We start from the raw sequence: 26,419 nt of genomic DNA on the forward strand, positions 1-26,419 counted from the left end.
TTACCGTACTGCATCAGCCTCTCCTTGGATTTGTTTATCTGCCAGCTCACTCAATTTACGAGCTAAAATTTCGCCAATTACCGCCGCTGGTTCCTGCCTGAGCATTGCTCCGTGGCTACAGTGCACATCGTAGACTTCTATATTTCCAAGTATGTAGGGCTTCCATACATCAGGGGAGATTAGTACATCATATTCAGCTCCCGCTTGAGTGGCCCGGAAGAATATCGCATTACCCGCATACACTGCCGGATGAAAATCTTTTAAAAGAAGTGGATTATTTTTTGCAATTTCAAGAGCATTTTTTAAAAAATCATCACTCATGGCTCCAATAAATTCATCACCATAATGTTCGGCGAGCGCGGCATTAACCATCGCTTGGTCAACTTCGCCTTTGCTGTCCAGCAAATACGATCCTGGAAAAATATCCAGTAAAGCTAGCAACGCCACCTTTTCACCTTGCTGTTCAAGCCGAACCGCCATGCTGTGAGCGACTATGCCTCCCAGGCTCCAACCTAACAGGTAGTAAGGCCCTTCTGGCTGAACTTGGCGAATGTGCTCTAGGTAGTCTGACACCATGTCGTCAATGCTTGACGGAAGTGGCCTTGTCCCATCAAACCCACGGGCTTGCAACCCATAGAGAGGTTGGTCGGTGTCTAGAAAACTTGACAGGCTAATGTAACTCCAACTCAAACCAAATCCAGGATGCATGCAGAAAAGAGGACGGCGACTTCCTTTAGGCTTAAGAGGAAGCAAGACAGAAAATGCGCTTTCTTGCACACTATTAAACTGGGTCAAGCGTTGTGCCAAACCAGCCACAGTGGGCGCTTCAAATAGCATACGAATGCTAGGATCAACCTTCAAAGTCTTGCGAATACGGTCAATTAAACGCATGGCCAACAACGAATGACCGCCCAGGTCGAAGAAACTGTCATCAATGCCTACACGAGGCAAATTCAGCACTTCTGCGAAAAGCTCCGCTAATGTCTGTTCGTGCGGCGTACGAGGGATACGATATTGAACCGGTGTCAAATCCGGTTCAGGCAGCGCGCGTTGATCCAGTTTGCCGTTGGGTGTTAGTGGCAACGCATCCAAACGCACGAATGCAGCCGGCACCATATAGTCGGGCAAGCGAGCGGCTACATGGGCACGCAACGTACTAGCCAATTGCTCGTCGGCCTCGGTCACCACATACGCGACAAGCCGCTTGTTGTGGCCCTCGCCCCGCACGAGCACCACCGCATCACGCACCTGTGGATGTTGGGCAAGGCACGCCTTGATCTCACCCAGTTCAATGCGAAAGCCGCGAACCTTGACCTGGTCATCATTGCGGCCCAAGTACTCCAAATTGCCGTCGGGTCGGTAACAAGCCAAATCGCCGGTTTTATACATCCGCGCGCCGGGCTCTGTTGAGAAAGGGTTGAGCACAAAACGCTCAGCGGTCAGATCAGGACGGTTCAAATAGCCGCGAGCCACACCGTCACCACTGATATACAGCTCGCCGACCGCACCGAGCGGAAGCGGCTGGCCGTATGCATCAAGCAAGTAAACTTGGGTGTTCGCGATGGGCCGCCCAATCGGAATATTGTCCTCTGTACAGGCCACTGGACAAGTCCAAAATGTTGTACCAATGGGATTTTCAGCGGGGCCATACAAGTTATGAACTTGCGTGTCAGGCAACAGCATTTGACACTGCTGGACAGTCGCACCGGACAGTGCTTCGCCACCGCAAATCAAATGCTTCACCGATGTGCAGCGCTGAACACCCTCAGTATCCAAGAAAATGCTGAGCATGGAGGGTACAAAGTGAACCGTCGTGATGCGCTCCCGGACAATGAGATCCCTCAAGGCAACAGGGTCTTTATGAACGTCGGCGTCTGCTATCACAAGAGTGGCGCCATTGAGCAACGTCCAAAAAAGCTCCCAAATTGATACATCGAAGTTAAAGGGTGCTTTTTGGAGAACGCGATCGGCAGGTCTTAGACCGTAACCTCGCTGTCGGTCGATCAGCACCTGGTCTTCATTTAACGTACCATGAGGCTTTGTAGCCTCCAATAAGCGTGCAATTTGCACATGCTCGATCATCACGCCCTTCGGCGTGCCGGTGGAACCAGACGTGTAGATGACATAGGCAAGATGACGAGGAGTCAGTCCGGCTACCCGCGGGTTGGGTGCAGCTTGATCGAGCGGTGCATCGAGCTCAAGTACGGTTCGGCACGCAAGCGCCGCTTCCCCCAATGTGGCCCTACCCGTTGCATCAGCGAGTACGATCGTTGGCGCTGCATCGGCAAGAATATGCGCGAGGCGCTCGGACGGATACGCGGGATCAAGTGGCACACACGCGCCGCCCGCCTTCATGATCGCCAATAGTCCCACGACCATTGCCGGTGAACGTTCGACACAAATCGCCACTCGGGCATCCGGCTTGACACCCAATTCAACGAGCCGATGCGCGAGGCAGTTGGCTCGTGCGTTCAATTGCGCATAGCTCAGCGTCTGCGCTTCATACACCAATGCAGTGGCTTCCGGGCTGCGCTCCACTTGTGCCTCGAACACCTGATGAACGCACTGGTCGGCTGGGTAGGGAGACGCTGTCGCATTCCATGTCTGAAGCAGTAACTGACGCTCATCCGGATCCAGCATTTGAAGCGTTGCCACCGGTTGCTGTGGGTAGGCCACCATCGCCTGCAACATCGTCTTTAGATACCCTATGTGCCGCTCAATTGTCGTGGGATCAAACAATGCACTCGCATAGCACAATGCCCCAATAATCTCTTCACCTGCTTCATACAAATGCATTTCCAGGTCAAACCTGACCACGTCGTAATCGAGCCCAGCAGGCATGATGTCCAGTCCAGGTAGACGCCACTGTCCTGTTTCGTTACTCTGCCAGGCGAACAACACCTGAAACAGCGGCGTATGCTCGAGCCGACGCGGTGGCTGCACGATCTCGACCACTTGCTCGAACGGCAGATCTTGATGCGCCTGCGCGTCCAGCGTCGTGCACCGCACGCGCTTAAGCAGTTCGCTCGTATTGGGCTCGCCAGATAAGTCGACACGCAACGCCAGCGTATTGACAAAGAAGCCAATCAACGGCTCGATCGCAGCATGTCCTCGATTGGCACTGGGCGTGCCAATGACCAAATCATCCTGGCCTGACAGGCGCGCGAGCACCGCGCTCCACGCGGCAAGCACTGTCATAAATAGCGTCGTGCCATGCTCCGCGCTTAAGCGCTTAAGTGCTTGCGTGGTCGATGCATCGATCTGCACCGGCACGTGTGCACCAGCAAACGACTGTTGCGCCGGGCGCGGCCGGTCCGTCGGGAGTTCCAGCAGCACCGGCGCATCGGCCAGCGTCCTACGCCAGTAGTCGCTCTGCGTTTGAAGCCGCTCGCCCGACAGCCACCGACGCTGCCAGGCGGCGTAATCTGGATACTGGATCGCCAGCGCTGGCAGGGGATCAACTTGGCCGGCTGCGCTTGCCGCATACAATGCACTGAGTTCTCGCACTAACACGCCAATCGACCAGCCATCCGACACGATATGGTGCTTTGTCAGCATCAGTACGTGCTCGTCGTCAGCTAATTGGATCACGCATGCGCGCATCAGCGGGCCGCGCGCCAGATCGAACGGCGCACACGCTTCATCGGCGCTCAAGCGCGACAGCTGCGCGTCGGCATCAGACACGCCACGCAGATCATGCCAGTGCAGTGGCACGCCCGTGTCAGCCGGCAGCAGCTGCACCTGCGGCTGACCCTCGACACTCACGAACGTCGAGCGCAGCGCCTCGTGGCGCGCGAACAGCGCATCCAGCGCTTGTTGCCATGCGGCCCGATCGAACACTCCTTGCACACGCAGCGCAAGCGGCATGTGATAAGTACCACTGACCCCATCGAGCTGCGAGAGGAACCATAGTCGCTGCTGCGCGAACGACAGCGGCAAGCTTTCTTCGCGTGAGATCGGTGTGATCTCAGGCAATGAGTTGGCTGACTGATTCAACTGCGCACTCACCGCCGCCGCGAACGCGGCCAGCGTCGGCGACGCGAATAAGCTTGTCAGCGGCATTTCAGCACCGAGCGCCCTGACCCGATTCATCAACCGCACCGCCAGCAGCGAGTGCCCCCCGAGAGCAAAGAAGCTGTCATGCCGGCTAACACGCTCGATGCCCAATAGCTGCGACCAGATCGTCGCGAGCGTGGCCTCCAACTCACCTTGCGGTGCTTCATACGCTTGATGCGCGAGTGCGTCGGCGTCTGGCTCAGGTAGCGCACGTCGATCGAGCTTGCCATTAGGCGTCAACGGCAGCGCATCCAACCGTACAAACGCGGCCGGCACCATGTAATCAGGCAGCTGTGTCGCGACATAGTGGCGAACGTCTGCAAAGGGATCAAAACTGGCCGGTTGATTCGCGTAGCTGAATGGTGATGCTTGAGCATCATCCGAAGGCCGAATGTACACATCGGTGGGCATCGCTTGGGCCATCTCGCTGGCTTGCACGAACACGACGTCCATGCAAGCAAGGGCATCATATTCTGACCAAGTGATGCCAACCCAGTATCCGAGTGATCCTCCTAGAGCGGAAAATGCCTCAGGCTCCAATCCGATCGTTTGCGCGTCGCCGGTCATGAGCTGACGCTGAATTAGACCGATATCATCGCTATGCTCAAGCGCCTGCATCGCCTCTATCTCCAGCGCTAGCCGGGCATTCGGCACCCCCGTGATGCGCAGCTGGGCGGGACGCTCCGTCGCAAGCAATGTCTGTAGCGCCTCGATCTCGACTATCCCGCGTCCCCAACGCAGCTGTGGCGCATGAGCAAGCGACAATGTGTTGACGGGCCCTTTGCGCAACACCACGTCGTAGCGATAGCGGCTCAATTCATTATCGTAATCACGGCGCTTAAGCTCGATATCGACCGCCGCAATCGTGTCGATGCTGTCCGGCAGTGCGCTGAAGAAAGCGGGCGCTAGCAGCAGCTCTTTTTCGGCAAGCAGCGCTTGCTGGATACGCCGCCCGACGCTCGACCTGTCGTCGGTAGCCGAATCGGCTTGGTGCAACTGCACCGCGGTAGTAAAACAGTTCAGCAGGTTAAGGTTGCGCACGTCACCGATGAAAACACGCCCACCGGGCACCAGCAGGTCCATCGCTTGGCGGACCACCTCCATTAAATAGCTGGCACTGGGGAAATATTGCACCACCGAGTTGATCACGATGGTATCGAAATACCCTGACGGTAAACCCTCGGTGATATGCGCAGCCTGTGTGCGCAATTGAACATGAGAGGCCAGTTCCGGCTGCTGCGCCAACTGAGCGCGTAATGTCTCAATGGAAGGCGCGGAAAAGTCCGTGCCCCAATACGCTTCACAATGCGGCGCCAGGTGCGCGAGTAGCAGTCCCGTGCCTACGCCAATCTCCAGCACTCGCCGCGGTTGCAGCGCACGAATACGCTCAACCGCATCGGCACGCCACGCTTGCATAGCCGACAACGGAATCGGCTGGCTATCGTAGCTGCTCTTCCAAATGTTGAAGTTTTCACCAAAAGAATAGTCTGCGTCGTCTTGATAATACGTATCGTAGACCTTCTGCCATTCTTCGACTTGGTTTGCCTCCGTCGCGAGATCTCGCTCGGCAGGGGCTTCATCGGGTACGATGTAACTCACCAGCTGCGTATCGCCCGCCCGATCCTCTCGAGCAATCACCGCAGCTTGCGCCACGCCCGGGTGACGCTGCAGCACCGCCTCAATCTCGCCCGGCTCAACCCTAAAGCCTCGAATCTTGACTTGCTGGTCCGCCCGGCCGATAAACTCCAGCGCGCCATCCGAGCGCCAATACGCCAGATCGCCCGTCCGGTACAGCCGCGCACCGCTCGCATCGAATGGGTGAGCAATGAAGCGCTCGGCGGTCAGCCCCGGTCGATTGAAGTAGCCCCTGGCTACGCCCTCACCGGCTATATACAATTCCCCCACGACACCCACCGGCGCCGGACGCAAGCACGCGTCCAACACGTAAGCCGTGGCATTATCCAGCGGCGTGCCGATCGGCATCGACGCTTGCGCTTGATACGGTGCCTCGATCAGATGGCACGTGGCAATGGTCGTCTCGGTCGGCCCATATCCGTTGATAAAGCGCAGGGTTGGACAGTGCTCAAGCACGCGCTGCGCCGCCGCGGCGGAGACAATATCGCCGCCCACCGTCAGCTGACGCACGCTGCGCAAATAGCTCAAGTCACCTTCGGCCATCACTTGAAACAGCCCTGCGCTCAACCATAGCGCGCTCACTTGATGCGCTCGGATGGTCTCTTGCAGCACATGCACGTCCAATTCGCCCGGCGGCACAATGACGGCCTGACCACCACAGAGCAGCGGCGTCCACAGCTCATACGTGGACACGTCAAAGGCGTGCGACGAATGCAGCAGCACGCGATCGCGCACGGCGGACAAGCGCCGGTCTAAGGCCATATAGCGCACCGTGCGATGCACAATGCCCACCCCTTTGGGTTGACCAGTCGAACCCGACGTGTACATCAAATACGCCAGTTGCTCGGGTGAGCACGCCACCGTAGGGTTATCGCTTGGCTCCTGAGCGAGTGACGCATCAGCATCAACGGCAATGACATGCGCACTGAACGCATCGCAGCGCGCTTGCAATGGGCGATCCGTCAGCACGATGGGCGCGCGTGTTTCACCCAATAACGTGTGCAGCCGGCTATCAGGCCATTGCTCGTTCAGCGGCATATAGACGCCGCCGGCTTTAAGGATGGCCAGCGCTGTCACCACGCGCTCGGGCGAGCGTTGCATTAGCACGGCCACTGGCGTCTCCGCCACCACCCCCAACCGGATCAGCCGGTGGGCTAAACGATTTGCCTGGGCATTGAGTGCCGTGTAACTAATTCGCTGTTCTTTAAAGGTAAGTGCAATGACTTCAGGTGTTGTAGCTACCTGCTCTTCGAACAATTGGTGCACGCACCGATGCGACGGATCATCGCGCTGCGTCATATTCCATGTTTCGAGCAGCAAGGCTCGCTCGTCTTCGGGCATCACCTCCAGTTGCTGAACCGGTTTGTCATGCGCATGCTCGAGTGCTTCGACAAGGCTTTCCAATGCCCGCTGCATATACCCGCACACACGATTTGGATCGAGTGGCTGCGCCACTTGGCAGCCCAAGCTTAAAATTTGCTTAGAATCGTCCACTGCCAATGTCAGCGGATAATTAGTACGCTCCTCTGCGCTTAATAACTCGACACCGTCGACCATCAAGCTGTCAGCCAAAGGCGCCACATTATGCCGATAGTTGAGTAGCGCACTAAACAGTGGCTTGCCTGTCGGCACTCCACTGCAGCGCTGCGCAAGTGCCAACGACGCATGTTCGTGTTCGAGCAGTGCGGCCAAGCGCGCGTGTGTGTTTCGCACACTGTGCTCAACATTACCGTACAAATCCACACGCAGCGGCAACGTATTAATGAACAGCCCCATCGCACTGTCCGCGCCGTCCCCTCCTTGCATCCGCCCAAACAGCACCGTGCCAAACACCACTTGCTGCCGGCCAATCGCACGCGCCAATACTTGCGCCCACGCCAAATGGCACAAGCTAGCTAAACTCACGCCCAAGTTTCTGGCCTGTGCGCGCAGTCGATCGTTTAACTCTTGTGGCAGCGCTCGGCGCGCCTCGGCGATTTGACTACCATCGCAATGTACATCCTCTAACCCGAACGGCAGCGTGGGTTCCTCCACGTCAGCCAGCATGTCAGTAAAGAAGCGCGCATGCTCCTCTTCACTTACACCCAGGCGGGTCTGCGCGACCAGGTTACGGAACGGTTGGGCTGGTGGCAATGTGTCGCCCCGTCCTTCAATGAAAGCCTGCACTTCATTATTAATGACTTCTAGTGTCGAATGATCGTTGATTAAATGATGCACCAATTCGACTAATAACCAGCGGCCATCGCTGTCTCGCGCAACGGCGAAATGTATCAGGGGGGCTTGAGTTAAATCGATGCGATGCCGACGAGGATTAAAGCGCTGGGCCAGTTGCTCGGTGATCGGCCCGTCAGCCGGATCCAACGCAAGTTCAGTAATCGGTAGCGACACGTAACGCCAGACGACCTGGGCAGGCGTGGACATATCTTCCCAGATAAACGCGGTGCGCAAAATATCGTGGCGATCGGCGACATGCCGAACTGCATCAAGGTAGCAATCGAGCCGTTCCCGATTGGCAAAGGCCTTTTGAAAGATCAATAGATAGGGATCACCGTCGCTAGCCAGTAGATGGTGAAATAAAATACCGTCTTGCAGCGGTGACAATGCATAAATATCTTGGATATTTGCCACCCCACCCGGCACCTGCGCGACGATCCGATCGATGTCAGCTTGGGTCAGGTCAATCAGTGGCAGCATCTCCGGTGTCAGCGTGGTCGTGTCAGGGGTGATCGCATTCGGAGGCACCGCCACTTCACGGTGCTGACCCAGCGATTGAGCCAACGCACTCAACGTGGGTCTGTCAAATAGCGCACGTACAGACACCCCCAGACCAATACGGCGCAGGCGCTCAATCAAGCGCACCGCCAGCAGCGAATGGCCCCCGAGTGCAAAAAAGCTGTCGTGCCGACCCACACGCTCCACTTCGAGCAATTCGGCCCAGATTTGGGCCAGCGTGGTCTCCAATTCGCCTTGCGGCGCTTCATACGCTTGATGCGCGAGTGCACCAGCATCTGGCTCAGGTAACGCGCGCCGATCCAGCTTGCCATTGGCCGTCAACGGCAACGCATCCAACCGCACCAATGCAGCCGGCACCATATACTCGGGCAAGCGAGCAGCCACATGCGTGCGCAGCTCGCTAACCAGCTGCTCATCGGCCTCCGCCACCACGTACGCGACCAGCCGCTTCTCCACGCCTTCGCCCCGCACAAGCACCACCGCATCGCGCACCTGCGCGTGTTGCACCAGGCACGCCTCGATCTCACCGGGCTCAATGCGAAAACCGCGGATCTTGACCTGCTCATCGTTGCGCCCGACAAACTCTAGGTTTCCATCCGGCAAATAACGCGCCAGATCGCCCGTCTTATACATTCGCGCATCCGCTTCATCTGAGAACGGATCACGCACAAAGCACTCGGCAGTCAGCTCCGGGCGGTTCAGATAGCCATGTGCAACCCCCGCGCCACCAATGTACAGCTCGCCAACTGCACCTAGCGGCACCGGCTGGCCGTGTGCATCGAGCAGATAAACTTGGGTGTTTGCAATCGGCCGACCAATCGGAATATTGACGTTGCCCTCAGGCACCGCCGTGATCCTATAAGTCGTCGCAAATGTAGTGCTCTCGGTCGGGCCGTAACCGTTGATCAACTGTTGAGGAGGCGAATCGCGCAGCACTTGCGCCACCACGCTCGCATCTAGTGCATCGCCTCCGACAATCAAGGCCTTGAGTTGGGGAAAGACTGGGCCCAATTCCACGGCCATTTGATTGAACAAACCCACGGTCAACCACAAAACACTAATACGCTGTTCGCGCAACGTTTGCGCAAACAGCGCTGGCGTCAGTACCGTGTCATGATCGATCACGACCGCCGCCGCGCCATTTAATAACGGCGCCCAGACTTCAAAGGTGCTTGCGTCAAAAGCTGGATTGGCCGCCAATGCGATGCGATCATCCGCTCCAACATCAACATAGCCATTGTTGATCACTAGCCGCGCGATCGCTCGGTGCGGCACCCGCACGCCCTTGGGCATACCGGTGGAGCCTGACGTGTACATCACATAGGCCGTATCAACACTACGGCCGGCCAGTTGTGGGCACGTCGTTGGAAAGTGCTCAGTTTGCGCTTTATCTGACAAGTCCAGACGCATTAGTGCTGTGGGCAGCGCAGCCGCACCTTCGGTGTGCGCATCAGTGAGCAACAACTGCGCTGCACAATCGCTTACGATCCAGCTTTGTCGCTCTGTGGGCGCGCGCGGATCAATCGGTACGTAAGCTGCACCTGCCTTGAGGATGGCCAGCTGCGCAACCACCAAATCAATCGAGCGCTCAAGCAGCGTGGCAACAGAGTGACCGGGTTCAACGCCCAGATCGATAAGCCGATGCGCGAGGCGGTTGGCCTCTGCATTGAGCTGCGCATAGCTAAGCATCTGGCCCTGATACACCAGCGCCGTCGCCTCGGGTGTGCGCGCCACCTGGTCTTCGAATAACTGGTGCACACACCGGTGTGCCGGATACTCGCGCTGTGTCGCATTCCATGTCTGAAGCAGTAACTGACGCTCATCCGGATCCAGCATTTGAAGCGTTGCCACCGGTTGCTGTGGGCAGGCTACCATCGCCTGCAACATCGTCGTCAGATATCCCACGTGCCGTTCGATCGTCTCGGGGTCAAACAGCGCACTCGCATAGTGCAACGACCCAATAATCTCCTCACCTGCTTCATACAGATGCATTTCCAGGTCGAACCTGACCATGTCGTAATCAAGCTCTCCAGGCGTGACGTCCAGCCCAGGTAAGCGCCACTGCCCTGTCTCATTGCTCTGCCACGCGAACATCACCTGAAACAGCGGCGTATGCTCGAGCCGACGCGGTGGCTGCACAATCTCCACGACCTGCTCGAACGGCAAATCTTGATGCGCCTGCGCGTCCAGCGTCGTGCGCCGCACGCGCTTAAGTAACTGCGTTGTCGTCGGCTCGCCTTCTAAATTTACGCGCAACGCCAGCGTATTGACAAAAAAGCCAATCAACGGCTCGATTGCGGCATGCCCCCGGTTCGCGCTGGGCGTACCAATGACCAGATCCTGCTGGCCCGACAAGCGCGCAAGCACCGCGCTCCACGCGGCAAGTACCGTCATGAACAGCGTCGCGCCATGCTCACCGCTCAAGCGCTTCAGTGCACGAGTGGTTCGCGCATCGATCTGCACCGGTACATGCGCGCCGGCAAACGACTGTTGCGCCGAGCGCGGCCGGTCTGTTGGTAGTTCCAGCAACACCGGCGCATCGGCCAGCGTCGTGCGCCAGTAGTCGCTCTGCGCTTGAAGCCGCTCACCCGATAGCCACTGACGCTGCCAGGCCGCATAGTCCGGATACTGGATCGCCAGCGGTGGCAGCGGATCGACTTGGCCGGCTGCGCTTGCCGCGTACAATGCACTCAACTCGCGCACCAGCACGCCAATCGACCAGCCGTCCGACACAATATGGTGCTTTGTCAGCACCAGTACGTGCTCGTCGTCGGCTAATTGGATCACGCACGCGCGCATCAGCGGACCACGCGCCAGATCAAACGGTGCGCTCGCTGCGCCGCGACTTAAGCGCGCTAGTTGCGCTTCGACATCCAGCGCTTCGCGCAGGTCATGCCAGTGCAGCGGCACGCTGGCATCGGCGGGCAACAGCTGCACTTGCGGCTGACCCTCGACACTCACGAACGTCGAGCGCAGCGCCTCGTGGCGCGCGAACAGCGCATCCAGCGCTTGTTGCCATGCGGTCCGGTTCAGTGGCCCATGCAAATGCAGGATAAGCGGAATATGATAATTAGAACTTGTCTCATCAAGTTGTGTGAGAAACCATAGTCGCTGCTGCGCGAACGACAGCGGCAAGCTGCCTTCGCGCGAGATCGGTGTGATCTCAGGCAATGCGTTGACTGGCTGATTCAACTGCGCACTCACCACCGCTGCAAACGCGGCCAGCGTCGGCGACGCGAATAAGCTTGTCAGCGGCATTTCAGCACCGAGCGCCCTGACCCGGTTCATCAGACGCACCGCCAGCAACGAATGGCCACCCAAGGCAAAGAAGCTGTCATGCCGGCCGACACGCTCGGCGCCCAATAGCTGCGACCAGATCGTCGCGAGCGTGGCCTCCAACTCACCTTGCGGTGCCTCATACGCTTGATGCGCGAGTGCGTCGGCCTCCGGCTCAGGTAGCGCACGTCGATCGAGCTTACCATTAGGCGTCAACGGCAACGCATCCAACCGCACAAACGCGGCCGGCACCATGTAATCAGGCAGCTGTGTCGCCACATAGCGGCGAACGTCTGCAAAGGGATCAAAGCTAGCCGGTTGATTCGCGTAGCTGAACGGTGACGCTTGAGCGTCGCCCGAAGGCCGAAGGTACACATCGGTGGGCATCGCTTGGGCCATCTCGCTGGCTTGCACGAACACGACGTCCATGCAAGCAAGGGCATCATATTCTGACCAAGTGATGCCGACCCAGTATCCGAATGATCCTCCTAGAGCGGAAAATGCCTCAGGCTCCAATCCGATCGTTTGCGCATCGCCGGTCATGAACTGACGCTGAATTAGACCGATATCATCGCTATGCTCAAGCGCCTGCATCGCCTCCATCTCCAGTGCTAGCCGGGCATTTGGCACACCCGTGATGCGCAGCTGGGCGGGACGCTCCGTCGCAAGCAATGTCTGTAGCGCCTCGATCTCGACTATCCCGCGTCCCCAACGCAGCTGCGGCGCTTGAGCAAGGGACAATGTGTTGACGGGCCCTTTGCATAACACCACGTCGTAGCGATAGCGGCTCAATTCATTATCGTAATCACGGCGCTTAAGCTCGATATCGACCGCCGCAATCGTGTCGATGCTGTCCGGCAGTGCGCTGAAGAAAGCGGGCGCTAGCAGCAGCTCTTTTTCGGCAAGCAGCGCTTGCTGGATACGCCGCCCGACGCTCGACCTGTCGTCGGTAGCCGAATCGGCTTGGTGCAACTGCACCGCGGTAGTAAAACAGTTCAGCAGGTTAAGGTTGCGCACGTCACCGATGAAAACACGCCCACCGGGCACCAGCAGGTCCATCGCTTGGCGGACCACCTCCATTAAATAGCTGGCACTGGGGAAATATTGCACCACCGAGTTGATCACGATGGTATCGAAATACCCTGACGGTAAACCCTCGGTGATATGCGCAGCCTGTGTGCGCAATTGAACATGAGAGGCCAGTTCCGGCTGCTGCGCCAACTGAGCGCGTAATGTCTCGATGGAAGGCGCGGAAAAGTCCGTGCCCCAATACGCTTCACAATGCGGCGCCAGGTGCGCGAGTAGCAGTCCCGTGCCTACGCCAATCTCCAGCACCCGCCGCGGTTGCAGCGCACGAATACGCTCAACCGCATCGGCGCGCCACGCTTGCATAGCCGACAACGGAATCGGCTGGCTATCGTAGCTACTCTTCCAGACACTAAAATCCTCGCCGAAAGGATAATCTTGTTCATGACTGTAATAGGCATCGTAGACGCTTTGCCATTCGTCGACTTGGTTTGCCTCTTCTGCAAAATCAGATTGATGAGAAGTATCGCCAAGCACAACATAGCCAACTAACTGCTTATCTCCCAAACGATTTTCGCGCGCGATAACAGCAGCTTGCGCCACAGCAGGGTGACGTTGAAGAACCGCCTCGATTTCACCCGGCTCAATCCGGTAACCGCGAATCTTGACTTGCTGGTCACCGCGACCAACAAACGCCAAATTGCCATCGGGCCGATAGCGAGCCAGGTCACCCGTCTTGTACATGCGCGCGTCGGGCGCACCCAAGAACGGATTAGGTACAAAGCGCTCAGCCGTCAATTCTGGACGGTTCAGATAGCCACGAGCGACACCGGCTCCGCCGATGTAAATCTCACCGACCGCGCCTAGCGGCACCGGCTGGCCATACGTGTCCAGTAGATAAACTTGCGTGTTCGCAATTGGCCGGCCGATGCTCTCGACCAAGGGTTCGCCACGCTGAATCGACAGCCAGGTCGAATAGGTCGTACTTTCTGAAGGTCCGTAGAGGTTGCACAGCCGCTGAACCGATGACTGCTCAAAAATCCGCTCAATCAAGGGCTCTGTCAACGGCTCGCCTGCCAAATTAATTGCGGCTACTGACGATAGGCTCGCCCGATGCTCCAGCAAAGACTGCACCGCAGAAGGTACCGTATTGATCAGCGAAACCGGCTGAGAATAATTGAGCAAAGCCAATGCATCATCGACTAAGTGAAAAGTTGAGCCTTGCACCAGCGGCACAAAGCATTCAAAGACAGAAAGATCGAAATTGATCGAGGTCGCAAACAGCGTGTGCCGTGTTTGCGCTGGACTAAACGTTTTTATTGCCCAGCACAAGAAATTGCTCGCTTGCGCATGTTCGATCATGACACCCTTCGGGGTGCCAGTAGAACCCGACGTATAAATCACGTACGCAAGGTTTCGGGCGGTGAGGTCCAACACCGACGGATTAGTATGCGCCAGCGACGGCAACTGATTGGGATCGAGTACGGGCTGTAAAGCGAGTGCCGCCTCGTCCAGTACGGCCTGGCCAGCCGCATCGGCCAGCACGATCATTGGTGCGGCATCGGCAAGAATATGCGCGAGGCGCTCGGACGGATACGCGGGATCGAGCGGCACATACGCGCCGCCCGCTTTCAGGATCGCCAATAGCCCTACGACCATCGCCGGTGAACGTTCGACGCAAATCGCCACTCGAGCGTCCGGCTTGACGCCCAATTCAATGAGCCGATGCGCGAGACGGTTGGCCCGGGCGTTCAATTGCGCATAGCTTAGTGCCTGCGCTTCATACACCAGTGCAATGGCTTCCGGGCTGCGCGCCACCTGCGCCTCGAACAACTGATGAATGCATTGGTGGGCTGGATAGGGAACCGCCGTCGCGTTCCATGTCTGAAGCAGCAACTGACGCTCATCCGCTCCCAGCATCTGCAGTGTTGCCACCGGCTGTTGTGGGCAAGCCGCCATCGCCTGCAACATCGTCGTCAGATATCCCACGTGTCGCTCGATCGTCGCGGGGTCAAACAACGCACTCGCATAATGCAATGACCCGATGATCTCCTCGCCTGCCTCATACAAGTGCAGCTCAAGGTCGAACCTAGCAATGTCGTAATCAAGATCGTCAAGCGTGACGCCCAGATTCGGCAGTCGCCATTGCGCTAGCTCACCACTCTGCCACGCAAACATCACCTGAAACAGTGGCGTGTGATTGAGCCGGCGCATCGGCTGCACGATCTCGACCACTTGTTCAAACGGCAAATCTTGATGCGCCTGCGCGTCCAGCGTCGTGCGCCGCACGCGCTCAAGTAACTGCGTTGTCGTCGGCTCGCCTTTTAAATTCACGCGCAACGCCAGCGTATTGACAAAAAAGCCGATCAACGGCTCGATCGCAGCATGCCCCCGGTTGGCGCTGGGCGTGCCAATGACCAAATCATCTTGGCCCGACAGGCGCGCGAGCACCGCGCTCCACGCCGCGAGCACCGTCATAAACAGGGTCGTACCGTGCTCAGCGCTTAAGCGCTTGAGCGCTTGCGTGGTTCGCGCATCGATCCGCACCGGCACGTGCGCGCCGGCAAATGATGGCTGAGACGGACGCGGCCGATCTGTCGGTAGTTCCAGCAGCACCGGCGCGTCCGCGAGCGTCGTGCGCCAGTAATCGCTCTGTGTTTGAAGTCGCTCGCCCGACAGCCACTGACGCTGCCAGGCTGCGTAATCCGGATACTGGATCGTCAGCGCGGGCAGGGGATCGGCTTGCGCCCCCACGTTCGCGGCGTACAGCGCGCTTAACTCACGCACCAGCACGCCAAACGACCAACCGTCCGACACGATATGGTGCATCGTGAGCACTAACCTGTGCTCGTTATCGGCCAATTGGATGCCACACGCGCGGATCAGCGGCCCCTGCACCAGATCAAACGGTGCGTGCGCTGCATCGCGACTTAAGCGTGTCAGCTGCGCGTCGGCATCCGGCACGCCGCGCAGATCATGCCCGTGCAGCGGCACGCCTGTGTCGGCTGGCAACAGCTGCACCTGCGGCTGACCGTCGACACTGACAAACGTCGAACGCAGCGCTTCGTGGCGCGCGAACAGCGCATCCAGCGCTTGCTTCCACGCAGCCCGATCAAAAGGCCCACGCACACGCAGCACAAGCGGGATGTGATAGGTACCACTGACTCCATCGAGTTGCGCGAGGAACCATAGTCGTTGCTGCGCGAACGACAGCGGCAAGCTGCCTTCGCGCGAGATCGGCGTGATCTCAGGTAATGTATTGACTGGCTGGTTCAGTTGCGCGCTCACCACCGCCGCGAACGCAGCCAGCGTCGGCGATGCAAAGAGGGCCGTCAGCGGCACGTCAGCACCGAGCAGCGCGCCAACTCGGTTCATTAAACGCACCACTAGCAGCGAATGGCCCCCGAGCGCAAAGAAACTGTCATGCCGGCTAACACGCTCCACCCCGAGTAGCTCCGTCCAAATCGTCGCGAGCGTCGTCTCCAATTCGCCTTGCGGCGCTTCATACGCTTGCTGCGCCAGCGCACTCGCGTCTGGTTCGGGTAACGCACGTCGATTGAGCTTGCCGTTGGGCGTCAACGGCAACGCATCGAGCCGCACAAACGCGGCCGGCACCATGTAGTCAGGCAGTCTAGCCGTAAGATACGCGCGCAACGTATGGGCAAGCTGTTGATCCGGCTCGGCCACCACGTACGCGACGAGCCGCTTGTCCAGGCCCTCACCCAGCGCAAGTACTACCGCTTCTTGTACCTGTGGGTGTCTAACCAGGCATGTTTTAATCTCGCCCAACTCGATTCGAAGACCTCGAATCTTGACCTGGTGATCATTGCGTCCCAGAAACGCCAAATTCCCGTCAGGCCGGTAACGCGCCAAGTCACCCGTTTTATACATGCGCGCGTCCTCACGATCGCTGAACGGATCGAGCAAAAAGCGCTCGGCGGTCAGGTCGGGGCCATTCAAGTAACCGCGCACGACACTTGCACCACTGATGTACAACTCGCCGGTCGCCCCCAGCGGCACCGGCTGACCGTATCTGTCCAGTAGGTAAAGTCGGTTGTGGGCAATGGGCCGACCAATCGGAATAGTGTCCTCCGTATACTCTGCTGGGCAAGTCCACGCTGCCACACCAATCGTTGCCTCGGTGGGGCCATACAAGTTATGCAGTTGGGCGTGCGGTAAAAGACGCTGACAAAGCCGAACCTGCGCACTCGTGAGGGCTTCTCCCGTGCAAAGCACGCGTTTGACCGTCGTGCAGCGCTGAACACCGTCAGTGGCGAGGAACATGCCGAGCATGGAAGGCACAAAATGAACCGTCGTGATGCGCTGCCGGATCATCAACTCCACTAACGCAGACGGATCCCTATGCACACCGGGTGCTGCCACGACGAGGGTCGCGCCATTGAGCAACGTGCAAAAGCACTCCCAGACCGACACATCGAAAGTCAAAGGCGCCTTTTGCAGGACACGATCGTCAGGCGTCAGTCCATACGCTTGCCGCATCCAAACTGGATGGCTCATCGACGCTTGATCTTTCTTCTGCGCATCGTCCAGTTGCGTGACATCAAATAAATGGGCAATTTGGGCGTGCTCGACCATCACGCCCTTTGGCATGCCGGTCGAGCCGGACGTATAAATCACATACGCCAGATGACGAGCACTCAACCCAGGCACCTGTGGATTGGTGGTCGCGCTCTCTGGCAGTACGTTCGGATCCAGTACGGTGAATGAAGCCAGAACCGTGTCGCCCAACGCAGACTGGCCTGCCGCATCGGCCAGCACGATGGCCGGCGCGGTATCAGCAAGAATATGCGCGAGGCGCTCGGGCGGATACGCGGGATCGAGCGGCACATACGCGCCGCCCGCTTTCAGGATCGCCAATAGCCCTACGACCATCGCCGGTGAACGTTCGACGCAAATCGCCACTCGAGCGTCCGGCTTGACGCCCAATTCAATGAGCCGATGCGCGAGGCAGTTGGCCCGGGCGTTCAATTGCGCATAGCTCAGTGTCTGCGCTTCATACACCAGTGCAGTGGCTTCCGGGCTGCGCTCCACCTGCGCCTCAAACAATTGATGAATGCACGGGTGGGCTGGGTCGGGAGCCGCCGTCGTGTTCCACGCCTGAAGCAGCCACTGACGCTCATCCGCTCCCAGCATCTGCAGTGTTGCCACCGGTTGTTGTGGGCGAGCCACCATCGCCTGCAACATCGTCGTCAGATACCCGACATGTCGCTCGATCGTCGCGGGGTCAAACAACGCACTCGCATAATGCAATGACCCGGTGATCTCCTCGCCTGCCTCATACAGATGCAGTTCAAGATCAAACCTAGCGATGTCGTAATCGAGTTCGTCAGGCGTGACATCCAGCCCAGGTAAGCGCCACTGCCCTGTCTCATTGCTCTGCCACGCGAACAACACCTGAAACAACGGCGTGTGATTGAGCCGGCGCGGCGGCTGCACCACTTCAACCACTTGCTCGAACGGCAGGTCTTGATGCGCCTGCGCGTCCAGCGTCGTGCGCCGCACGCGCTCGAGCAGTTGCGCGGTCGTCGGCTCGTCCTCCAGATTGACGCGCAACGCCAGCGTATTGACAAAAAAACCAATCAACGGCTCGATTGCGCGGTGCCCCCGGTTCGCGCTGGGCGTGCCAATGACCAAATCGTCCTGGCCCGACAGGCGCGCGAGCACCGCGCTCCATGCGGCAAGTACCGTCATAAATAGCGTCGTGCCATGCTCCGCGCTCAAGCGCTTCAGTGCGCGCGTGGTTTGCGCATCGATCCGCACCGGCACGTGCGCGCCGGCAAACGATTGCTGCGCCGGACGCGGCCGGTCCGTCGGTAGTTCCAGCAGCACCGGCGCGTCAGCGAGCGTCGTGCGCCAGTAGTCGCTCTGCGTTTGAAGCCGCTCGCCCGACAGCCACTGACGCTGCCAGGTCGCGTAATCCGGATACTGGATCGCCAGCGGCGGCAGGGGATCGGCTTGCGCCCCCACGCTCGCGGCGTACAGCGCGCTCAACTCGCGGACCAACACGTCGATTGACCAGCCGTCCGACACAATATGGTGCTGCGTGAGCACGCACTGATAGTCATCGTCGGCGAGTTGAACGACGCATGCGCGCATCAGCGGACCGCGCGCCAAATCGAACGGCGCGTGCACTTCATCGGCGGTCAAACGCACCCGTTGCGCATCGGCATCCGGCACGCCCCGCAGATCGTGCCAGTGCAGCGGCATGCCCGTGTCGGCCGGCAGCAACCGCACCTGCGGCTGTCCGTCGACACTGACAAATATCGAGCGCAGCGCTTCGTGGCGCGCGAACAGGGCATCCAGCGCTTGTTGCCAGGCGGCCCGATCGAAAGGCCCGCGCACACGCAGCACAAGCGGGATGTGATAGGTACCCCTGACCTCATCGAGTTGCGCAAGGAACCATAGCCGTTGCTGCGCAAACGACAGCGGCAACGCGCCTTCGCGCGAGGCAGGCGTAATCTCAGGCAATGCGGTGCCTTGCTGGTTCAGCTGCGCACTCACCCCTGCCGCGAACGCGGCCAGCGTCGGCGATGCAAAGAGGGCCGCAAGTGGCACGTCGGCACCGAGCGCACCCACTCGGTTCATCAACCGCACCGCCAGCAGTGAATGGCCCCCGAGTGCAAAAAAGCTATCGTGCCGGCCCACACGTTCGACACCCAGTAGCTCCGACCAAATCGTCGCCAGCGTCAACTCCAGCTCACCTTGCGGCGCTTCATACGCTTGATGCGCGAGCGCGTCAGCGTCTGGCTCAGGTAGCGCCCGCCGATCCAGCTTACCATTCGGCGTCAGTGGCAACGCATCCAACCGCACAAACGCGGCCGGCACCATATACTCGGGCAAGCGAGCGGCCACATACGTGCGCAACGTGCTAGCCAGCGCGTCATCCGGCTCGGCCACCACGTACGCGATAAGCCGCTTGTCCAGGCCCTCGCCTCGCACGAGCACCACCACATCGCGCACCTGTGTGTGTGCAGCCAGGCATGCCTCGATCTCTCCAGGCTCAATGCGAAAGCCGCGCATCTTAATTTGATCATCGTTGCGACCTACGTACGCCAGATTGCCGTCGGACAAATAGCGCGCCAAATCGCCCGTCTTGTACATCCGCGCATCCGGTGCATCCGAGAACGGATCGCGCACAAAGCGCTCGGCAGTCAACTCAGGACGGTTCAGGTAGCCCCGTGCCACACCGTCCCCACCAATGTACAGTTCCCCCACCGCACCGAGCGGCACCGGCTGCCCGTGCGCATCGAGCAGATAGATCTTCAGGTCTGGGATCCGTACGCCAATCGGATTATCCGCTTGCTTACTGTCCTGTTGTCGAAGCGGCCGGTAAGTCACATGCACAGTGGTTTCGGTAATCCCATACATGTTGACCAATTGCGGACGGCGTTCATCGCGCGTGGCATACCATGCCTGCAAGATGGCGGGCTCCAGCGCCTCCCCACCAAAGATCACATAGCGTAATTGATCCGATAAGGCGCTTTGTGCTTGGCTAGCGATAAAGGCCTTAAACGCACTAGGTGTTTGGTTTAATACGGTGATGCCTTGCTCACAGACCAATTGGTGAAACGCTTGGGCAGAGCGGGCAGTATGATGGGGCACAATGACCAGTTTGCCACCGTAACGTAACGCGCCCCAGAGTTCCCACACGGAAAAATCGAACGCAAACGAGTGGAATAGGCACCAGGTATCGTGCTCATTGAAGCCATACCACGAGTGGGTCGCGTCAAACAGCCGCACCACTTGGGCATGTTCGACCATCACGCCCTTGGGCGTCCCGGTCGAGCCGGACGTATAAATCACATAGGCGAGACCGTGCGCCGTCAGGCCTGACACTGACGGATTGGTATCCGCTGCCTCCGGCAGCCTATTGGGGTCAATTACCGTGCACGAGGTCAGTACAGCATCACCGAGCGCAGCGCGCCCAGCCGCATCAGCTAACACGATCGTGGGTGCGGTATCGGCGAGAATATGCGTGAGACGCTCGGACGAATACGCGGGATCGAGCGGCACATACGCACCGCCGGCCTTCAGAATCGCCAATAGCCCCACGACCATTGCCGGCGAGCGCTCGACACAGAGCACCACTCGGGTATCTGGCTTGACGCCCAATTCAATGAGCCGATGCGCGAGACGGTTGGCCCGGGCGTTCAATTGCGCATAGCTCAGTGTCTGCGCTTCATACACCAGTGCAGTGGCTTCCGGGCTGCGCTCCACCTGCGCCTCGAACAACTGATGAATGCATTGGGGAGCTGGATAGGGAGCCGCCGTCGCGTTCCATGTCTGAAGCAGCAACTGACGCTCATCCGCTCCCAGCATCTGCAGTGTTGCCACCGGTTGCTGTGGGCAAGCCGCCATCGCCTGCAACATCGTCTTCAGATACCCTACGTGCCGCTCGATCGTCGTGGGGTCAAACAGCGCACTCGCATAATGTAACGAACCAGTGATCTGCTCACCTGCCTCATACAAATGCATTTCCAGGTCAAACCTGACCATGTCGTAATTAAGCTCACCAGGCTTGACATCCAGCTCGGGTAAGCTCCATTGCCCTATCTCGTTGCTCTGCCACGCAAACATCACCTGAAACAGCGGCGTATGATTCAATCGACGCGGCGGCTGCACGATCTCGACCACTTGCTCGAACGGCAGATCTTGATGCGCCTGCGCGTCCAGCGTCGTGCACCGCACGCGCTTAAGCAGTTCGCTCGTATTAGGCTCGCCAGATAAGTCGACACGCAACGCCAGCGTATTGACAAAGAAGCCAATCAACGGCTCGATCGCAGCATGCCCCCGATTGGCACTGGGCGTGCCAATGACCAAATCATCCTGACCTGACAGGCGCGCGAGCACCGCGCTCCACGCGGCGAGCACCGTCATAAATAGCGTCGTACCATGCTCCGCGCTTAAGCGCTTAAGCGCTTGCGTAGTCGATGCATCGATCTGCACCGGCACGTGTGCACCAGCAAACGACTGTTGTGCCGGGCGCGGCCGGTCCGTCGGTAGTTCCAGCAGCACCGGCGCATCAGCCAGTGTCGCGCGCCAGTAGTCGCTCTGCGTTTGAAGCCGCTCACCCGACAGCCATTGACGCTGCCAAGCCGCGTAATCTGGATACTGGATCGTCAGCGGCGGCAGCGGATCGGCTTGCGCCCCAACGCTTACCGCGTACAATGCACTGAGTTCTCTTATCAGCACTTCAAGCGACCAGCCGTCCGACACAATATGATGCTGCGTGAACACGCACTGATAGGTGTCATCGGCGAGCTGAATGACGCATACACGCATCAGCGGTCCACGCGCCAGATCGAACGGCGCGTGCACTTCATCGGCAGTCAAACGCGACAGCTGCGCATCGGCATCGGGTACTCCACGCAAATCATGCCAGCGCAGCGGCACGCCCGTGTCAGCCGGCAACAGCTGCACCTGCGGCTGACCCTCGACGCTCACAAACGTCGAGCGCAACGCTTCATGACGGGCGAGGAGTGCATCCAATGCCTGCTGCCATGCGACTCGGTTTAATGGCCCACGCACATGCAGGACAAACGGGATATGATAGTTAGCACTGGTCTTATCAAGTTGTGCGAGAAACCATAGCCGCTGCTGCGCGAACGACAGCGGTAAGACGCCTTCGCGTGGGACCGGTGTGATCTCAGGCAGCGCACTGGTTTGCTGGTTCAGTTGCGCACTCACCACCGCCGCAAACGCGGCCAGCGTCGGCGATGCAAAGAGGGTCGCAAGCGGCACGTCGGCACCCAGCGCGCTGACTCGGTTCATCAAGCGCACCGCCAGCAGCGAATGGCCCCCGAGTGCAAAAAAGCTGTCGTGCCGACCCACACGCTCCACTTCGAGCAATTCGGCCCAGATTTGGGCCAGCGTGGTCTCCAATTCGCCTTGCGGCGCTTCATACGCTTGATGCGCGAGTGCACCAGCATCTGGCTCAGGTAACGCGCGCCGATCCAGCTTGCCATTGGCCGTCAACGGCAACGCATCCAACCGCACCAATGCAGCCGGCACCATATACTCGGGCAAGCGAGCAGCCACATGCGTGCGCAGCTCGCTAACCAGCTGCTCATCGGCCTCCGCCACCACGTACGCGACCAGCCGCTTCTCCACGCCTTCGCCCCGCACAAGCACCACCGCATCGCGCACCTGCGCGTGTTGCACCAGGCACGCCTCGATCTCACCGGGCTCAATGCGAAAACCGCGGATCTTGACCTGCTCATCGTTGCGCCCGACAAACTCTAGGTTTCCATCCGGCAAATAACGCGCCAGATCGCCCGTCTTATACATTCGTGCATCCGCTTCATCTGAGAACGGATCACGCACAAAGCACTCGGCAGTCAGCTCCGGGCGGTTCAGATAGCCCTGTGCAACCCCTGCACCACCAATGTACAGCTCGCCAACTGCACCTAGCGGCACCGGCTGGCCGTGTGCATCGAGCAGATAAACTTGGGTGTTTGCAATCGGCCGACCAATCGGAATATTGACGTTGCCCTTGGGCACCGCCGTGATCCTATAAGTCGTCGCAAATGTAGTGCTCTCGGTCGGACCATAACCGTTGATCAACTGTTGAGGAGGCGAATCGCGCAGCACTTGCGCCACCACGCTCGCATCTAGTGCGTCACCTCCGACAATCAAAGCCTTGAGTTGGGGAAAGACTGGGCCCAATTCCACGGCCATTTGATTGAACAAACCCACGGTCAACCACAAAACACTAATACGCTGTTCGCGCAGCGTTTGTGCAAACAGCGCTGGCGTCAGCACCGTGTCATGATCGATCACGACCGCCGCCGCGCCATTTAATAACGGCGCCCAGACCTCAAAGGTGCTCGCGTCAAAAGCTGGATTGGCCGCCAATGCGATGCGATCATTCGCTCCAACATCAACATAGCCATTGTTGATCACTAGCCGCGCAATCGCTCGGTGCGGCACCCGTACGCCCTTGGGCATACCGGTGGAGCCCGACGTATACATCACATAAGCCGTATCAACACTACGGCCGGCCAGTTGTGGGCACGTCGTTGGAAAGTGCTCAGTTTGCGCTTTATCTGACAAGTCCAGACGCATTAGTGCTGTGGGCAGCGCAGCCGCACCTTCGGTGTGCGCATCAGTGAGCAACAACTGCGCTGCACAATCGCTTACGATCCAGCTTTGTCGCTCTGTGGGCGCGCGCGGATCAATCGGTACGTAAGCTGCACCTGCCTTGAGGATGGCTAGCTGCGCAACCACCAAATCAATCGAGCGCTCAAGCAGCGTGGCAACAGAGTGACCGGGTTCAACGCCCAGATCGATAAGCCGATGCGCGAGGCGGTTGGCCTCTGCATTGAGCTGCGCATAGCTAAGCACCTGGTCCTGATACACCAGCGCCGTCGCCTCGGGTGTGCGCGCCACCTGGTCTTCGAATAACTGGTGCACACACCGGTGTGCCGGATACTCGCGCTGTGTCGCGTTCCATGTCTGAAGCAGCAGTGCACGCTCTTCGCCAGGCAGCACTTCTAAGTGCCAAACCGGTAAGTTTGGCGAATATTCGAGCGCTTGCGTTAGGCTTTCCAGTGCCTGCTGCATATAACCACACACACGGTTTGCGTCAAACGGCCGTGCCACTTGAACACTGAGCCTTAACGCTCGATCGGCATCATCCACCGACAGCGTGAGTGGGTAGTTGGTACGCCCTTCTACATCTAAAAAACCCGCACCTTCCCCCGATTGTTTATCGCCCAGCCGCACCACATTGCGTCGGTAATTAAGCAGCGCGCTAAAGAGTGGCGTGCCCGCCGGCACGCCACTGCAACGCTGCGCGAGTGCCAGCGACGCATGTTCGTGTTCAAGCAACGCGGCCAAGCGTGCTTGTGCATCCCGCACGCCATCCTCAACGCTACGGTCTAGTTCCACTCTCAGCGGCAGTGTATTGATAAACGGCCCCATCGCGCTGCCCGTGCCATTGCCACCTTGCACGCGCCCGAACAATACTGTGCCAAACACCACCCGCTGCTGGCCACTCGCACGCGCGAGCACCTGCGCCCACGCCAGATGAAATAAGCTGGCCACGCTCACACCCAAACGTCTGGCTTGCGCACGCAACTGATCGTTCAATGCCTGTGACAACGCGTGCTGCGCTTCGGTCACTTGCGCGCCGTCACGATGCACATCGGCAAGCCCAAACGGCAGTGTCGGCTCATCCACGTCAGCAAGCATGTCGGTAAAGAAGCGTTCATGGGCTTCTTGACTCACGCCCAGGCGTGCCTGCGCAACCAAGTTACGGAAGGGTGAAGCCGGTGGCAAAGTATCGCCCCGACCATCCAGGAAAACCTGCACCTCGGTATGCATGGCTTCCAGTGTCGCGTGATCATCGATTAGATGGTGCACCAACTCAAATAGCAGCCAGCAACCATCGCTATCTCGCGCGATGACGAAATGCATCAACGGGGCTTGAGTTAAATCGATACGGTGACGACGAGGATTGAAGCGATGGGTCAATTGCTCGGTGGCAGATCCCTGGGCTGGGTCTAAAACAAGCTCAGTCGTCGATAGCGGAGCATGGCGCCAGACAACCTGGGCAGGTGTAGACAGTCCGTCCCACACAAAGGCCGTGCGCAAAATATCGTGACGATTAACGACCTGCCGGACCGCATCGAGGTAGTGATCGAGCGCCTGCCGATCATCAAATGATTTCTGAACCATCCGCAGATACGGGTCGCCGTCAGTGGTCAGCAAGTGGTGAAATAAAATCCCGTCCTGCAGCGGCGAAAGCGCATAAATATCTTGAATGTTCGCTACTCCACCCGGCACCTGCTCAACAATTCGATCAATGTCCGCTTGGGTCAAATCGATCAGAGGCAACATCTGCGGCGTGATTGCGGTAGTGTCGGGCGTAATCACGTTGGGCGGCACCGTCACTTCACGGTGCGGGTTGAGCGATTGAGCCAGGGCAGCCAAGGTAGGCGAATCGAACAACGTGCGTACCGAGACTGTCAACCCAACGCGGCGCAAGCGTTCAATCATGCGTACCGCAAGCAACGAATGACCACCCAGTGCAAAAAAGCTGTCTTGACGGCCAATACGCTCAACGCCAAGCAGTTCACGCCAGATTGCCGCGAGCGTGGTCTCAAATTCCCCTTGCGGTGCCTCATACCTTTGCTCAGACAGCGCGCTGCTTGGCGCTGGCAAGGCACGGCGGTCAAGCTTGCCGTTCGGCGTAAGCGGCAACGCATCCAGGCGCATGAAAGCGGCCGGCACCATGTATTCGGGTAGTCGTGCTGCGACATACTGACGAATATCCGCAAACTGATCTAAGCTTGTCGGGTTATTGGCATAAGCATGAGGGGATTGTTCGCTGCTAGAGGAAGGCGACAGGTAGAGATCCGTAGGAATCGCGCAAGCCATGTCGCCTGTTTTTACCAGTACAATATCGATACATGCTGGAGCGGCCTGTTCCGACCATGTGACACCGACCCAATAACCCAACGATTCGCCCAATGCGTAGAAATCTTCGACATTGGGTGCCATGGCTTGTGTATATCCCGTTTTGAGCCGATGCTGGATCTGTTTAAGATCACAATCGTCGTTACCAAGCGCCTGCATGGCTTCCAATTCGCACGCCAAGCGCATATTAGGCACACCGACAATACGCAGGCAGGCGGGACGTTCAGCGGCTAAATGCGTCTGCACCGCCTCA

Annotated in this window: 1 protein-coding gene; it reads right to left on the bottom strand. The window is 58.7% G+C overall.

The genetic code is table 11. The features are described from left to right. On the bottom strand, positions 1-26,127 hold the full coding sequence (locus tag RA167_RS14850) for a non-ribosomal peptide synthase/polyketide synthase (protein ID WP_422393168.1): 26,127 nt from the start codon (positions 26,125-26,127) through the stop codon (positions 1-3). Positions 26,128-26,419: the final 292 nt, after the last annotated feature.

Source organism: Mycetohabitans endofungorum (genome assembly GCF_037477895.1).
Taxonomy (GTDB): domain Bacteria; phylum Pseudomonadota; class Gammaproteobacteria; order Burkholderiales; family Burkholderiaceae; genus Mycetohabitans.

Excerpts from the sequence above, each read along its gene's own strand:
- RA167_RS14850 (WP_422393168.1), bottom strand. The coding sequence starts at position 26,127 with ATGGCTTGCGCGATTCCTACGGATCTCTACCTGTCGCCTTCCTCTAGC.